Genomic DNA, 14,835 nt, shown 5'->3' with positions numbered 1-14,835 from the left:
CACAAGAAAACCCACCAATTCAGGTGGGTTTTTTGTTTATTAATACTCAATGAAAATCAAAGAGCAAACTAGGAAGCTAGCCGCAAGCTGTACTTGAGTACGGTAAGGCGACGCTGACGTGGTTTGAAGAGATTTTCGAAGAGTATAAGATTATTTAACTGTTGCTGTGCTTGTGATCAATTCAACAGCTTTTTTAATTGTGATGTCGTGTTTCAACATATCAGCTGAAAGCAAGCTTTGTACTTGTGCAACTTCCATGTTGTAGTCTGCAGCCAATTGCTCGATTTCTTTTTGGATTTCTTCTTCTGAAGCATCAAATCCTTCAGCTTTCGCAACTGCTTCGATAACAAGGTTAGTCTTAGTACGTGACTCAGCTTCTCCCTCGTATTGTTTGTGAAGGTCTTCTTGAGTAGTTCCAGTGATTTGGAAGTACATGTCAGGATTGATACCTTGACGTTGCAAGTTTCCAAGGAATTCATTTACTGAACGGTGAACTTCTTCGTGAATCATTTCTTCTGGAAGTTCTACGATTTCAGCGTTTTCTACAGCTTTATCAATTGCTGCACCTTCAACTGCATCTTTGTAAGCTTCTTCTTTAGCTGCAGCCAATTCCTTGCGGTATTTTTCTTTCAATTCAGCAAGTGTTTCAACTTCTTCGTCGATGTCTTTTGCAAGCTCATCGTCAAGAGCTGGAACTTCTTTTGCTTTTACTTCGTGGATAGTTGTTACGAATTTAGCTTCTTTACCTGCAAGGTCTTCTGCTTGGTAGTCTTCTGGGAATGTTACGATAACATCAACAGTTTCACCAGCTGAGTGACCTACCAATTGGTCTTCGAAACCTGGGATGAATTGACCTGAACCAAGTCCAAGTGAGAAGTTTTCACCTTTTCCGCCATCAAATTCAACACCGTCAATAGAACCAACGAAGTCGATGACAACAGTGTCGCCGTTTTCAGCAGCAGCTTCTTTGATAACCAATTCAGCCAAGTTGTTGCGTTCGCGTTCGATACGCTCTTCAACGTCAGCGTCAGTTACTTCTTTTTCTACATCAACTGATACTTCAAGGTTTTTGTAGTCACCCAATTTTACTTCAGGTTTTGTAACAACTTCAGCAGTGATAACCCAGTCTTGACCTTTTTCCATTGAAGTTACGTCAATTTTTGGTTGAGCAACGACTTCAAGACCAGCTTCTTTTACAGCTGCTTCATAAGCATTTGGCAAAAGAGCGTTCATAACATCTTGGTAAAGTGACTCTTCACCAAATTTTTTGTCGAAGATAGGGCGTGGAAGGTGACCTTTACGGAAACCTGGAACATTAAGAGATTTCTTCACTGAGTTGAAGACACGGTCCAATTCTGGTTTGATTTGGTCTTGAGAGATAGTGAAAGTCAAGACACCACGGTTTGTTTCTTTGTTTTCAAATGATACAGACATTCTGTCATTTCTCCTTAAAATTTTTTAAATACAGTCTATTATAACATAAATGGGCGACTTTTTTCAAGTAATGAATGCGCTTTTCAATCCTGCTGGAAGTATGGTTTCTTCTTAATTTTCTTTAGAATTCAAATATAATCTTATAAAAGGTATTCAGTAGTGGCTGATTACAGTTAAAAAACGAATCGCCCATACATCCCTCATTAGGCGATTCGTTTTGTATTATTTAACCACAAGAACCTTGTAATATTCATACTTATTTGGCTGTGTAATCTTAATTTTTTGACCATAGAAACCATCGATTTCTTTGTCAAAATAATCTGAAAATCTTGATGGCAAGCGTTTCATCTTAAGAACCTCACCAGATTGGTCTGCATATACAAGGAAATGATAGTGGGTTGTAGACATACCGTCATCAATCAATACAAAGTAACCTGTTTTAAGCTTACCTTGTCCATTATCTAAATGGTATAGTTTATTGTTATTGATTGTGAAGTTAGTAGATGGAAGTCTAAGTCGTACACCTGGGTCTTCTAGATAAAGATCATTGCCAACTTTTTTGATTTCTGATCTAGTTGTCATCTCTGGAAGTGGTGTCACTCTACGACCATCTGCTCCAAAATAATATCGACCTGGTAGATTTTGGAAATTTCGAATAACAGCTTTAGGATCAATTTCTTGTCCTTCTTCTTTATTATCCACTAAAGCCAACATCGTATTGGAAACTTGATCCCCATATTTGTCGGAAAACTTCTTGAACTCAGGTTTGATATACCAAGTGTTTTTATCCACGATAACATCAGTAAAGTTATTTCCGTCAAATTTTGCTGTAATCAGATATTCATATCCATCACCTAAACGAACAATGTCACCATTTTTATAAGGGCTATTTCGTAAAGTGAACATATGGCCATCCTTGCCGAGAATATAGCCTGTCCCATCACTAGAATTTACAACTCTATCAGAGGCCATTGCACCTGATTGTTCAAAATAATACCAATTACCACCTATGAACACCCAACCTGTCATCATAGAACCACTAAAATGAAGATAGTACCATGTAGATCCTTCTTTGTACCAACCTGTACGCATGGCGCCACTATCTGCTAGTGAGTACCATGTGTTACCTTCCTTGTACCAGCCAGTACGCATAGCGCCACTATCTGCTAGTGAATACCATGTATTGCCTTCTTTGAGCCAACCTGTCTGCATTTTACCAGCGCTATCGAAGTGGTACCAAGAACCAGCATTTTGTACCCATTTATCCTTAGCTAGACTGCCATCTTGTGAAAGATTCCAGTCAGCACCATTTTTAACCCAAGTATCTGCAGCCTGTGCTTGGTTGATAGATAAAAGCAGACCAGCACCTATAAGCAAACCAAGAGTGAATAGTTTAGATTTTTTCATAGTTATTTCCTCCTGTTCTATAGTGAAATGAACATGACTTCCTAGTAAACAAAACTGTTCGCTTTTTTCTTTTTACTATGTCAGATAGTTTATTTCACAACAGAAACATTTCCTGTTGAACTGTCATATCTAACAGTTTCTCCATAAAAACCGGAAATTCCTTTTTCAATATAATCACGGAAATCATTAGGCAAAACTTTCATCTTCACGATTTCACCAGATTCATCTGCATAGCCCAAAATATGGTGATCTTTAGATAATAATCCGTCCATAAACATTGTAAAATATCCAGTTACAAGTTTACCATTATCATCATTGGCACCTCTTAGATAAAGTTTATTGTCATTAATTGTCAATCCAGATGAATCTAGACTAATAACTGGACTTGAGTTTTTAAGATAAAGTTCAGACCCAACTTTTTGAATAGGGAAGTGAGTAGTGAATTCTGGTAGATTCGCAACCTTACGTCCATCTGCTCCAAAGTAATACTTATTTGGTAAGTTTTGGAAATTCTTTATGACAGCTTTAGGATCAATTTCTTCCCCTGGTTTTTTATTATCAGTAATTGCATCTAAAGTATTTCGTTTTATATCGCCAATCTTTTGATAAGAAAAACGTTCAACAATAGGTTTGATATACCAGGCATTCTTTTCGATAACAACTCCATCTTTCTTATGAACAAGGTGATAGTCATAACCATCAGACAAAGTAACGATATCTGTAATAACTGTATCATCAAAAGGATCTTGTTCAACCTGACTAGGGAGTTTGGTTAACATATAACCATCCTTACCAATGACATAACTTTCCCCATCACTGGCTGGAACAGCTCTATCTGCGACCATTGCACCTGATTTTTCAAAGTAAGACCATTGACCATTTGCAGTTGCCCATCCTGTTGCCATAGCGCCACTGCCTTTTAGGTAGTACCAAGTAGACCCTTCTTTGTACCAACCTGTGCGCATAGCACCACTATCTGCTAGTGAGTACCATGTGTTACCTTCCTTGTACCATCCAGTACGCATAGCCCCGCTATCTGCTAGTGAGTACCAGGTATTGCTGTCTTTGAGCCAGCCCGTCTGCATTTTACCAGAACCATCGAAGTGATACCAAGAACCAGCGTTTTGTACCCATTTATTTTTAGCGAGACTGCCATCTTGAGAAAGATTCCAGTCAGAACCATTTTTAACCCAAGTATCTGCAGCCTGTGCTTGGTTGATAGATAAAAGTAGACCAGCACCTGCAAGTAAACCAAGTGTAAGTAGTTTAGATTTTTTCATAGCTATTTCCTCCTGTTCTATAGTGAAATGAACATGACTTCCTAGTAAACGAAACTGTTCGCTTTTTTCTTTTTGCTATGTCAGATAGTTTATTTCACAACAGAAACATTTCCTGTCTTACTATCGATTTTAACAGTTTGACCGTAGAAACCGTCAATTTCTTTATTAAGATAATCTGAAATTCCTGTTGGCAATCGTTTCATTTTAAGAATTTCACCAGATTGGTCTGCATAAACAAGAATATGATAGTGATGATAGCTTGGTCTATCATCAATCAATGCAAAATAACCTGTTTTGAGTTTGTCATTAGCACCATCTAAGTAATATAGTTTATTATTATTGATTGTGAAGCTGGTAGCTCCAAGAAAAAGTCGTGCACCTGGATTTTCTAGATAGACATCATTTCCAACTTTTTTAATCTCTGAATAGGTAGTCATTTCTGGTAAATTTGTTACTCGACGACCATCTGCCCCAAAGTAATACCTGTTTGGTAAGTTTTGGAAATTCTTTATAACAGCTTTAGGATCAATTTCCTGTCCTTGATCTTTATTATCTGTTAAAGCCAACATCGTATTTGACACGTGATCCCCATATTTATTAGAAAACTTTTTAAACTCTGGTTTGATGTACCAGGCATTCTTTTCAACAATGACTCCATCTTTTCTATGAATAAGATGATAATCATACCCGTCAGATAAAGTAACAATATTTGTGATAATTGTATCATCCGCTTGAGATTGTTCAACCTGACTTGGGAGTTTGGTTAACAGATATCCATCCTTACCAATGACATAACTTTCCCCATCACTGGCTGGAACAGCTCTGTCTGCGACCATAGCACCTGATTTTTCAAAGTAAGACCATTTACCATTTGGAGTCGCCCATCCTGTTGCCATAGCGCCACTGCCTTTGAGGTAATACCATGTAGATCCTTCTTCGTACCAGCCAGTACGCATAGCGCCACTACTTGCTAGTGAGTACCATGTGTTACCTTCCTTGTACCAGCCAGTGCGCATAGCACCACTATCTGCTAGAGAATACCAAGTATTGCCGTCTTTGAGCCAGCCTGTCTGCATTTTACCAGTGCTGTCAAAGTGATACCATGAGCCAGCATTTTGTACCCATTTATCCTTAGCTAGACTGCCATCTTGAGAAAGATTCCAGTCAGCACCATTTTTAACCCAAGTATCTGCAGCCTGTGCTTGATTGATAGACAAAAGTAGACCAGCACCTGCAAGCAGACCAAGAGTGAGTAGTTTAGATTTTTTCATAGCCATTTCCTCCACGAATTGAAACTGAGAGATAGAGTTAGTTTAACCATCTTTTTTATAACACTCTTAAAGAGATGAAATAAAGTCCTTATTCCCAATATCTTCTACTGACTGAATATGGCATAGCAGATGAGTTAGCATATGACGCCATTTGTTTTTCATCAGGTTCATTCACAATTCGGCCATTTCCGACATAAATACCTACATGATCGTTTGTTTTATTATAACTATAAAACATTAAATCACCAATTTCTTCACTACCATGAGATACATAACTTCCATCTACAGCTTGCTCGTAAGAAGTTCTCCTAATATAAATATCAAAGCAGGCATGAATTGCTTGAGTGAATCCAGAACAATCAGCACCGATACTCTTATTTAATGTAGCTGCTCCATATTGATAAGGTAATGAACCTATAAAGGTTTCTGCATATTCAGCAATTGCCTGACCCTTATTTTCTACGCAAACACCGTTAGATCTGAAGAAATAAGGTTTCCCATTAACTCTATTGTAATCAGTTAGCATGGAACCGTCATTTGAAAGATAGTACCAATTACCATCTGGGTTAATCCACTCATTTGATTTCATCCAACCTTGATCATCAAAATAATACCATTTCTCATCTAACAATTCCCAATGTTTAGCATACCCACCTGAAGTATATTTGAACCACCAGCGGCCATCTGTTTGCATCCAGGTTCCTTTACCATCTCTATTTTGATTAAATGCTATTTTTTCTTGATTGCCTTCTACTTGAGTTAATTCTCTAGGAGAAAATCCTACCAACTTAACTTGTTCTGCATCTTCAACCTTAATTTTACCTTCTTTAACAAGTTGATCAATTGCTTCTTTTTCGCTTGTATACTGTGAAGTTGTTTGTGATGTAGTCACTTTAGTGGTAGACGTTGTAGTTTCTGCATTAACTACATAAGTAGTTGATAACAAAGCTCCTGAAGTAAGTAATAAAGCTGCATAAGTAATATATTTTTTCATGACAAAAATCCTTTCTTCAAAATTCCTTAACGCTCTAGTGACCTTATTTTAATAGTTTACGGGGACATGATTTTAACCTCCTTTTGAGTTTATATCAATCTTTTTATAGTCAATATATTATTTTATCTGTTTATAACTCTATTCTACTCCCCTATAAAATGAATGTCAACAAATAACATAAAAATATTGTGAAAAAATTATTTTATCACGCTAGAGGTACTTGCTCGCTTCTTTGATACTAAGCTCAGCCATTTCTCCAATATTATTCTTATATAACAATTAAAAATCTTCCTGCCCCACCAAGTGATGCTGAAAGGCATAGACCGCTGCCTGAGTGCGATCGCTAACCTCAAGTTTGGCAAGAATGTTGGACACGTGAGTTTTGACCGTCTTGAGAGAGATAAACAGTTCGTCTGCGATACGCTGATTTTCGTAGCCCTTGGCGATGAGTTGGAGAACATCTCGCTCACGCGCAGTCAGGTCCTCATGTAGTTCTATATGATTGCGGTGGTATTCGACTTTTTTGCTGACCTCTTGCTCAATGGCCAACTCCCCAGCAGCCACCTTACGGACGGCATGGAGTAATTCATCAGCACTTGATGTCTTAAGCATATAACCTTTAGCCCCAGCATTCAATACTGGCATGATTTTTTCATTATCTAGATAAGAAGTCACAATCAAAATCTTGGCTTCAGGCCATTCTTTGAGAATGGCCAAAGTTGCGTCAATTCCATTCATTTCAGGCATGACGATATCCATGACAATGACATCTGGACGCAATTTCAAGGCTAAGTCAATACCCTGAAACCCGTTGGACGCCTCGCCCACAACTTCTACATCGTCTTGGAGGTCAAAGTAGCTTTTCAAGCCCAATCGGACCATTTCATGGTCATCTACTAGTAAAATTTTCATCTTTACTCCTTTATCATTCCTTATCGAGCAGGGGAATACGGATATCAACTGCCAGCCCTTGCTTGGGAGCTGTTAATAACTGAACCGTCCCTGCCATATCTTCGACCCGCTCCTTGATATTACGCAGTCCATAACTCAAGTCATCTAAGCTCCCCAACTGGAAACCAATCCCATTGTCCACCACCTTCAGCTGCAATTCAAGATCCGTCTGATAGAGATAGACATCCAGACAAGATGCCTGGGCATGGCGGAGGGTATTGCTGATCAATTCTTGCAAAATGCGGAAGATATGTTCCTCGATTTTCTTGGGCAATTTCGTCACATTCTGCTTAAGACTAACTCTGAGATCACTCTTGTCCTCAAGCTCTTTTAAGAGAATTTGGATTCCTTCAACCAGACTCTTCTGCTCCAGTTCAACTGGTCGCAAATGCAAGAGCAAGACCCGCAAATCCTTCTGGGCGGTTTCTAAAATAGCTGTGACACTCTGCAACTGGGTCTGCATCTTTTCTCTATTCAGTTTCAAAGCCTGCTGGCTGACACCTGATAAAATCATGTGGGCCGCAAACAACTCCTGACTGACCGTATCGTGCAAATCCCGAGCAATCCGCTTCCGTTCTTTCTCGATGATTTCCTCTTCCTGAGTAAGACTCTGATTTTCAGCTTTTTGAAGAGTTTCTGTCAAAAGATTAAGTTTACCTGACAAGGACTTGAAACTGGCATCCAAATCTGGATCTGCAAGCTGAATCACTTCTTGTCCTGCTAATAAACGCTTGAGATTAGACTGCATTTTTCTTAGAGAAAGCTCTTCGATAGCTCTCCAAAACAGGGCTAAGAGACAGGTCATGGACATGCTGAATACCAACAACAAAAAGATAAATTTTTCTGTTTTTTCGACATCATGTAAGAAAATAGACCAGTCAAAGTCAAGGATGTCCAGCAAGCTGTGGGACAGAAATAAGACAAACAGGATGGAGGTGAGAGCAATCATTGCATAAGCTTGTTTTTTCATCCTCTAACCACCTCAACATCGCCAATCATAGTGGTCAAGAAAATCTTGACACTCTTGTTACTCTTAAGATAGTCTCTTGTTTCTTGATGATAGTGTTCATTACGAAGGGCTCGCTTGGGCTGGTTGAAAAAAGTCAAATCACCATAGAGACAGTTAACGCTGAGACTGACTTCCACATCTACAGGCACAATGATTTTGGTCGTGCCTATCATCTTTCTGAGGATAATGACATTGTCATGATTGGTTAGGATAACCCTCTCCAGATGAATAGTATCCTTACCCATGAGGCGAAAGAGATTGATATCATCAAACTGGCAAGTCTGGTAGCTTGAAAAATGATGGAGATTGCCAAACCAACGATTTTTCTCCTTCTTAACCGTTACCACCTCTTCAAAAACCAAATTTGTCTGCTCTTTTTCCTGGTTCATCATCGGATAAAGAAGAAAGAGGCTATAGATGACCGCAACAAAAATAGCTAGAATCACAAAGGGATTGAGCATGACGATGAAAAAGAAGAGAATGGTTGCCACCACTAAAAGAAGATTATTGCCCTCTTTACCAGTGTAATAGCGAATCAAAAGCAAAAAGAGGAATAGAATCAGCAGAAAACGCGAAAAATGCTCTGATACCATCAAAATCAGAGCTCCTGTCAGAAGACAGGCTTCGATAAATAAAAAGATTTTAAATTTTCTCATAGGTACATCCTCTCCCTTCTATTTTATCACAATTGGAAAAAGTCACCTCGGTCTGAAGATGGAAAAAAGGCGGTGGTTACGCCTTTTTCATCTGATCATTTGCTTCTTTTAATTTTCCATAAAGAATGTAATCTACGCTTTGCAGATCAGCTAGGGTAGCACAGTTAAGGGCGCACATAATCAAACGCAGATCTGCTTTCCAGCCTTGGATAATATCAATCACTTCTTCGACTGAATAGGTTTCAACCAATTCCAGAACGGTTCGTGACAGCCCTACAGCCTTTGCGCCAAAGACCAAACACTTAATCATATCCAGCGGATTCCGAACCCCTCCGCTAACCAAAAGTTCGACCTTATCTTTCCAGTCTTGGGCATTGAGAAGGGCTTGCATGGTAGACTGGCCCCATTGATTGAGATAATCACGCTGACCACTGCGACGGTTTTCAATATAGGCAAAGCTGGTACCACCACGACCTGATAGATCCACTGTACGAACACCCAATTCATAGGCTCTCTCGATGGTCGTCACATCCATTCCAAAGCCCACTTCCTTGAGGACAATCGGAACGGAGATTTGCTTACTATAGTCTGCTAGATTCGATTGCCAGCTTCTGAACTTCCTTTCTCCCTCAGGCATGAGTAATTCTTGCATAACATTGACATGCACTTGTAGGAGAAGAGGATTCATCTCTCCTACAGTCTGAAGACCTAATTCGACAGGCTTGTCCAATCCAATATTGGTTCCAAGAAGGAGATTTGGATGACTAGACTTGACAGAAAAAGAGTCAACTGTTGGATCTTTGAGAGCCGCACTATAAGATCCCGTCACAAACAAAATCCCACAGGCGTCCGCCACCTGAGCCAGCTTTTGATTGATTTCTTTACCTTTTTCACTCCCCCCTGTCATGGCATTGATATAAAAAGGAAAGTCCCACTTTCGACCAGCAAACTCTGTCGACAGATCGATTTCATCCAGGTCGTAAAGAGGCAAGGAAGAATGAATCAACTCCACCTCATCAAAGCTATTATAGGAACTTTTCTGCTCAAGGGCATAGCGGATGTGCTCATCCTTACGATTTGTCGTCATGTCCTATCCTTTCTTGGTATAAGAGCTCAATCCCTAGATCGGCCCAACGGTTTTTTAGGATTTCAGTTGATTGCTCATCAAAACTCAAGGCAATACCACAATCACCACCACCAGCACCGCTACTCTTAGCAACAGCCTGCAAATATTGACTGGCTTCTTTCAACTGTCTAAGCGAAGGCGTGTAAATATCTACGCTCAAGCCTTCTAAGAGCTTGCTGGCCACTTCTACTTGCTCGATAATTTTTTCTGATTTCCCCTGTTCCAAGGCTTCTACCAAAGAAACCACCGTTTCTTTTGAGGAACTTAAAAAATTCTGATTGATATTTTGCTTGATTTGCTGGACCATGTGACTCGATACAGCCACTTCCTTGGTCCATCCCACTAGGAAATCACATTCTAGGGCAGGTTGTACGTGTGAGATTGAAAAACCCCAATCACGCTCTAAAACAGTCGCTAAGTTTTCTTCTTCCAACCAAGTAGCCACCTTCTGGCGATCAAATGACTGGTAGAGAACCAAATCCTCTGCCACAATACAGGCAATGTCCCCCATAGAACCATTGTCTCCGCGCTTAAGCAAGACAGCACTGGCCAGCTTGAACAAGAGATCCTGATCAACCGAAAGATTATATAGAGCCAGCAGAGCCTTGATGACCAAGACAACGACGCTACCGCTAGAACCTAAACCAAACTTTTTCCCTTCTCTTTCCATTTTTCCTCGGATTTCCAAAGAAAAAGGTCGCAAGGTCTGCCCACGATAAACAAGGAAATCTTCCACTAAAACAATCGTTTCTTGAATCAAACTGTAGTCAGGATTTGGCGCCAAGTCCACTTCAAAATCAAACATATCTGAGTAGATACGGTAACTATCAGAAAAAGCAATCTCGCCCTTCATATAGATGGGAATGGCCTTTATCAAGGCCAACTGCCCTGGCTCTAAAATAGCATATTCACCTGCCCAATAGAGTTTTCCGCAAGTTTTAACAGCAATCATCTTGGCTCAAATCCTTTGTTTTTGACACAATCAAGCGATAACGTTGACCGAAGATTTCTGATAAATGCTCTAAGTCTTTCTCTTGACAGAGGACTTTGACATTGGGACCAGCATCCATGGTAAAGTAGCAGGATTCTCCTTGCTCACGAAGCTGGCGGACAAAGTCCATGGCTTCATAGCTTGCATCAGTCAGATAAGAAAAAGTTGGTGATGCTGTTTTTGTCGTAGAGTGCATAGCCAGGGCATTTTTCTCAGTCAATTCCCCAACCTTGGCAAAGTCATTTTCCTTGAGATAAACCAGCATATCCTGATAATCCTTCTCAGACTGACGCACCCAGTTGTCAAAAGTCGTCGAAGTTTCCACACAGAGTTTCATCCCGTCACGGCTAGAAATTGGTTTTTTCTTGTCCTCTAGCACCAACATAATCATAGCTAGTTTCAAGTCTGTCTCTACAGGGTAAATTTCCCCACTATCCTTGTCCCAGGCTCCTAATGGTCCATAAAAACTCCGAGAGGAAGATCCTGAGGCAAACTTAGCCTCCTGCGCCAACTGACTTCTATCCAAGCCAAGCTTGAAATAAGCATTGCAAGCCTTGACCAAGGCAGACAAACCACTAGAACTTGAGGACAAGCCCGCTGCAGTAGGCATATTGTTTTGAGTATCAATACGGACAAAGCCCTCACCAGCTGGACGATAACGGTCAATAATCTTACTCATCTTAGCATGCTCCGCCTCATTTTGTAACTGACCATTGATATAAAATGCATCAGCCATCGCATCCGTCGGTAGCGGCGACAAAGTCGTCTCCGTGTACATATTTTCCAAAGTCAGAGAGATACTGCTAGTAGCAGGCACCATCTCTTTTTCTTTTTTCTTTCCCCAATATTTGATAATGGCAATATTTGCGTAGGAACGTACTTTTACAGGCTCTCTATCCATGTCTGAACAGCTCCTTTCTCTTCTAATCTTTCTGCTAGTTCTTGTGCGTGTGTCAAATTGTCTGCCAAGGCTATGATACAGCCTCCTAGCCCACCACCGCTCATCTTGGCACCCAAAGCACCATGATTAAGAGCCGTTTCAACGAGGGAATCTGCCTCAGGGCTACTAACACCAATTTCTTTTAGATGTAAATGCGCTTGACTGAGGATTTCCCCCAGCCCTTCAGCATCTTTTTGTGAAATCGCTTCTTCTGCCTGCTGGGTCAATTCTCCCAAGGCATGCAAAAACGGCAGGGCATCCTTGCCCTTGTTTTGAACCACTTGGATGGCTTCACGAGTATGACCATAAACACCGGTATCGGCAATCACCAAATAGGCGGATAAGTTCATCTCAAGCTCTGTAAATCCTACGTTCTTAATAAAGCGAATAGGCTGGTCACTGAGACAGGTCTTGGCATCCAAACCACTTGGATTCATATGGGCAATCATCTCCGCCCGATTGACCAAGATTTCTAGTACATCATGAGGCAGGTCAGCTTGATAATAGTCAAAAACAGCTCGAGTGGCCGCTATACTGATAGCAGCTGACGAACCCATTCCCCGCTTCTCAGGGATAGCCGAGTCAATCTCACAGCGAATGCAGGATTCTTTGATATCCAAATACTCAAGCGAAGCATAAACCGCCATGGACAAAGTATCCTCCTCATAGAGGCGCCAAGGTCTGTCAGCAGGAACTACCTTACAAGTCACCTCCACCTCCAAAAGAGGCAGAGAAATGGCAGGATAACCGTAAACGACCGCATGCTCCCCTATTAAAATAATCTTACTATGTGCCTGACCGACACCAACTTTTTTTGTCATATTTTCCTTTTACTAGACGAAAAAGCCGTCTCATACTCAATGAAAATCAAAAAGCAAACTAGGAAGCTAGCCGCAGGCTGTACTTGAGTACGGTAAGGCGACGCTGACGTGGTTTGAATTTGATTTTCGAAGAGTATTATTTTTTCCTACAAGTATTTATTCTCTCCTATCTATTCTATTATATTTTCACAAAAAAAGCGATTGTTTCCTTCACAATCGCCTCTTTCATTATTGAACCCATTCGCCATTATAGTTGACGTAGTAGCCATCTACGGTCGTATTCACTGCCAAGGCACCTGAGCTATAAGCATAGTACCATTTACTACCGACCTGGAACCAGCCAGTTGCCATAGCTCCTGATGAACGGAGATAGTACCACTTGTTACCGAGGTATTTCCAGCCAGTTTTCATATTGCCATTTGGCTCGTCTAAATAATACCAAGTTGAGCCTTCCTGATACCAACCAGTTGCCATGGCTCCTGATGAACGGAGGTAGTACCACTTGTTGCCAAGGTAATTCCAACCTGTTTGCATTGCAGCAGTTGTTGGATCTAGATAGTACCAAGTTGAGTTATCATTGGTCCAACCACGCACTAGCTCCCCAACCGTCAAACTGTCGATACGAGCATCAAAGCCACTATCCTTCTGTAAATAATACCAATGTCCTTCGTCAGAAATCCAACCAGTTTTTAAAGTATGATAACTACGTTGATCTTCAAAATAATAGACTCGTTTCTCTGCTGAACTATCATATTGTTCCCCATGATGTTTATTGGTATTTGTAGCAGTTTTTGCTTCTAAAACTTGCTTGCCAACAAATTCTTGAAGAACCCCATCTTGACCAAAGTAAAACCAATCTGGTCTAAAAGCAATATCTTGCCTTAGAGAAGAACCAATCGTAACCCCTTCGTGTGGAGCAGGTATATATTGCCAGCCGACAACCATCTCTCCAGATAAAGAATCAAAATAATAGTACTTACCATCAATCACTCGCCAGTAGGTTTCTTTGAGTTCCCCCTTCTTGTAGTAGGTTCTACCATTTTCTTGGACAAATTGCCAGCCTTCTGAATCAGCATCATCTGCCAGTACTGCACTTGTTGCTAGCAAACCGAAGAAAAAGACTGCTAATGCAATTTGCATCAATTTTTTTATTGTTTTCATTAGATCTATCCTCCATAACTGATTGTAGCAAAGGCCTAATTGCATGTCAATATATAGAACCTCCCAAAAAAAGCAGTTACATAACTGCAACTGCTTTCTATTCTTGCATGGTGTAACCGACACCACGCACGGTTTTAATGTAGCTTTTCTGACCTTTTACATCAAGCTTGCTACGTAGATAACGAATATAGACATCCACGATATTTGTTTCGGTCGCACTTTCATACTTCCAGACACTTTCCAACAACTGCTCACGAGTCAGAACTTTCTTGCTCCCCATAAGAGTAGCCAAGAGGTCATACTCACGGCGCGTCAGAGCAATCATTTCCTCGCCACGATAAACGGTATGATGCTCTACATCCATACGCAGATTGCGGTAAGACGTTGGAACCTTCATCTGACTGCAGTGTTGATCGATAAAGTCCCGACCTCGGAAAATCGCTGAAATACGAGCTACCAAATTGTCAATAATAACCGGCTTATAGATGTAAGAAACGGCAAAGCGTTGGATTGTCTCAATCTGATCTTGCAATTCTTCGCGATGGTCCAAGATCATAATGACTGAGGCTGGCTTAGTCCGACTCAGCTTATCTGCAAAATCCTGGGCTGTCATATCCCCCAGACGAGCATTCAATAAAATCAAGTCATAGTCTGTCTGAAGAGCCATGGAGAGGGCTTTTTGCCCCTCCTCAACCTGATCAACTCGGTATTGCTCTTTTTGGAGTTCCAAACTTAAAAAATGAGCTAGATTTCGTTCTTTCTCAAGTAATAAAATCCGTTTCCCCATGGCAGAC

General features: G+C 40.6%; 14 protein-coding genes. All 14 read right to left on the bottom strand.

The annotated features are described in order from the left end of the window. Positions 1 to 150 precede the first annotated feature (150 nt). The 14 genes from tig to F9B91_RS06795 all read right to left on the bottom strand — a co-directional run bounded on the left by tig (position 151) and on the right by F9B91_RS06795 (position 14,828). Entirely contained in the window at positions 151 to 1,434 is a 1,284-nt protein-coding gene (gene tig / locus F9B91_RS06865) for a trigger factor (RefSeq protein ID WP_045612235.1), read from the bottom strand. A 222-nt stretch (positions 1,435 to 1,656) separates the two neighbouring features. Beyond that, on the bottom strand, positions 1,657 to 2,841 hold the full coding sequence (locus F9B91_RS06860; RefSeq protein ID WP_150922805.1) for an N-acetylmuramoyl-L-alanine amidase family protein: 1,185 nt from the start codon (positions 2,839 to 2,841) through the stop codon (positions 1,657 to 1,659). An 89-nt stretch (positions 2,842 to 2,930) separates the two neighbouring features. Then, a complete protein-coding gene (locus tag F9B91_RS06855; RefSeq protein WP_150922804.1) occupies positions 2,931 to 4,121 on the bottom strand; it encodes an N-acetylmuramoyl-L-alanine amidase family protein in 1,191 nt (396 codons plus the stop codon). Positions 4,122 to 4,210: 89 nt separating this feature from the next. Next, a complete protein-coding gene (locus F9B91_RS06850) occupies positions 4,211 to 5,392 on the bottom strand; it encodes an N-acetylmuramoyl-L-alanine amidase family protein (RefSeq protein ID WP_150922803.1) in 1,182 nt (393 codons plus the stop codon). Positions 5,393 to 5,480: 88 nt separating this feature from the next. After that, entirely contained in the window at positions 5,481 to 6,386 is a 906-nt protein-coding gene (locus tag F9B91_RS06845) for a C40 family peptidase (RefSeq protein WP_049522502.1), read from the bottom strand. A 279-nt stretch (positions 6,387 to 6,665) separates the two neighbouring features. After that, on the bottom strand, positions 6,666 to 7,298 hold the full coding sequence (locus F9B91_RS06840; RefSeq protein WP_150922802.1) for a response regulator transcription factor: 633 nt from the start codon (positions 7,296 to 7,298) through the stop codon (positions 6,666 to 6,668). A gap of 13 nt (positions 7,299 to 7,311) precedes the next feature. After that, complete coding sequence (locus tag F9B91_RS06835) at positions 7,312 to 8,307, bottom strand: sensor histidine kinase (protein ID WP_150922801.1); 996 nt, start codon at positions 8,305 to 8,307, stop codon at positions 7,312 to 7,314. Next, on the bottom strand, positions 8,304 to 9,002 hold the full coding sequence (gene liaF / locus F9B91_RS06830) for a cell wall-active antibiotics response protein LiaF (protein WP_033689335.1): 699 nt from the start codon (positions 9,000 to 9,002) through the stop codon (positions 8,304 to 8,306). The genes F9B91_RS06835 and liaF overlap by 4 nt, the downstream gene beginning before the upstream one ends. A 76-nt stretch (positions 9,003 to 9,078) precedes the next feature. Then, positions 9,079 to 10,089: a type 2 isopentenyl-diphosphate Delta-isomerase gene (fni, locus tag F9B91_RS06825; RefSeq protein WP_049486948.1), complete on the bottom strand. Its 1,011-nt coding sequence runs from the start codon at positions 10,087 to 10,089 to the stop codon at positions 9,079 to 9,081. Next, positions 10,073 to 11,080, bottom strand: coding sequence for a phosphomevalonate kinase (locus F9B91_RS06820; RefSeq protein WP_150922800.1), 1,008 nt, complete (start codon positions 11,078 to 11,080; stop codon positions 10,073 to 10,075). The genes fni and F9B91_RS06820 overlap by 17 nt, the downstream gene beginning before the upstream one ends. Continuing rightward, positions 11,067 to 12,020, bottom strand: a complete 954-nt coding sequence (gene mvaD / locus F9B91_RS06815; RefSeq protein ID WP_150922799.1) for a diphosphomevalonate decarboxylase — start codon at positions 12,018 to 12,020, stop codon at positions 11,067 to 11,069. The genes F9B91_RS06820 and mvaD overlap by 14 nt, the downstream gene beginning before the upstream one ends. Then, positions 12,002 to 12,880, bottom strand: a complete 879-nt coding sequence (gene mvk / locus F9B91_RS06810) for a mevalonate kinase (RefSeq protein WP_150922798.1) — start codon at positions 12,878 to 12,880, stop codon at positions 12,002 to 12,004. The genes mvaD and mvk overlap by 19 nt, the downstream gene beginning before the upstream one ends. 228 nt (positions 12,881 to 13,108) lie before the next feature. Next, on the bottom strand, positions 13,109 to 14,041 hold the full coding sequence (locus tag F9B91_RS06800) for an N-acetylmuramoyl-L-alanine amidase family protein (protein ID WP_150922797.1): 933 nt from the start codon (positions 14,039 to 14,041) through the stop codon (positions 13,109 to 13,111). Between the two features lie 97 nt (positions 14,042 to 14,138). Then, entirely contained in the window at positions 14,139 to 14,828 is a 690-nt protein-coding gene (locus F9B91_RS06795; RefSeq protein WP_054364290.1) for a response regulator transcription factor, read from the bottom strand. Between the last annotated feature and the right edge of the window lie 7 nt (positions 14,829 to 14,835).

Origin of the sequence: Streptococcus mitis (genome assembly GCF_008763935.1) — a bacterium.
Lineage (GTDB): Bacteria > Bacillota > Bacilli > Lactobacillales > Streptococcaceae > Streptococcus > Streptococcus mitis_DB.
Note: the sequence above shows the minus strand (reverse complement) of the source record. Positions and strands in the feature narration are given on the sequence as shown.

Excerpts from the sequence above, each read along its gene's own strand:
- tig (WP_045612235.1), bottom strand. The coding sequence starts at position 1,434 with ATGTCTGTATCATTTGAAAACAAAGAAACAAACCGTGGTGTCTTGACT.
- F9B91_RS06855 (WP_150922804.1), bottom strand. The coding sequence starts at position 4,121 with ATGAAAAAATCTAAACTACTTACACTTGGTTTACTTGCAGGTGCTGGT.
- F9B91_RS06820 (WP_150922800.1), bottom strand. The coding sequence starts at position 11,080 with ATGATTGCTGTTAAAACTTGCGGAAAACTCTATTGGGCAGGTGAATAT.
- F9B91_RS06800 (WP_150922797.1), bottom strand. The coding sequence starts at position 14,041 with ATGAAAACAATAAAAAAATTGATGCAAATTGCATTAGCAGTCTTTTTC.
- mvk (WP_150922798.1), bottom strand. The coding sequence starts at position 12,880 with ATGACAAAAAAAGTTGGTGTCGGTCAGGCACATAGTAAGATTATTTTA.
- mvaD (WP_150922799.1), bottom strand. The coding sequence starts at position 12,020 with ATGGATAGAGAGCCTGTAAAAGTACGTTCCTACGCAAATATTGCCATT.
- F9B91_RS06840 (WP_150922802.1), bottom strand. The coding sequence starts at position 7,298 with ATGAAAATTTTACTAGTAGATGACCATGAAATGGTCCGATTGGGCTTG.
- F9B91_RS06845 (WP_049522502.1), bottom strand. The coding sequence starts at position 6,386 with ATGAAAAAATATATTACTTATGCAGCTTTATTACTTACTTCAGGAGCT.
- F9B91_RS06795 (WP_054364290.1), bottom strand. The coding sequence starts at position 14,828 with ATGGGGAAACGGATTTTATTACTTGAGAAAGAACGAAATCTAGCTCAT.
- liaF (WP_033689335.1), bottom strand. The coding sequence starts at position 9,002 with ATGAGAAAATTTAAAATCTTTTTATTTATCGAAGCCTGTCTTCTGACA.
- F9B91_RS06850 (WP_150922803.1), bottom strand. The coding sequence starts at position 5,392 with ATGAAAAAATCTAAACTACTCACTCTTGGTCTGCTTGCAGGTGCTGGT.
- fni (WP_049486948.1), bottom strand. The coding sequence starts at position 10,089 with ATGACGACAAATCGTAAGGATGAGCACATCCGCTATGCCCTTGAGCAG.
- F9B91_RS06835 (WP_150922801.1), bottom strand. The coding sequence starts at position 8,307 with ATGAAAAAACAAGCTTATGCAATGATTGCTCTCACCTCCATCCTGTTT.
- F9B91_RS06860 (WP_150922805.1), bottom strand. The coding sequence starts at position 2,841 with ATGAAAAAATCTAAACTATTCACTCTTGGTTTGCTTATAGGTGCTGGT.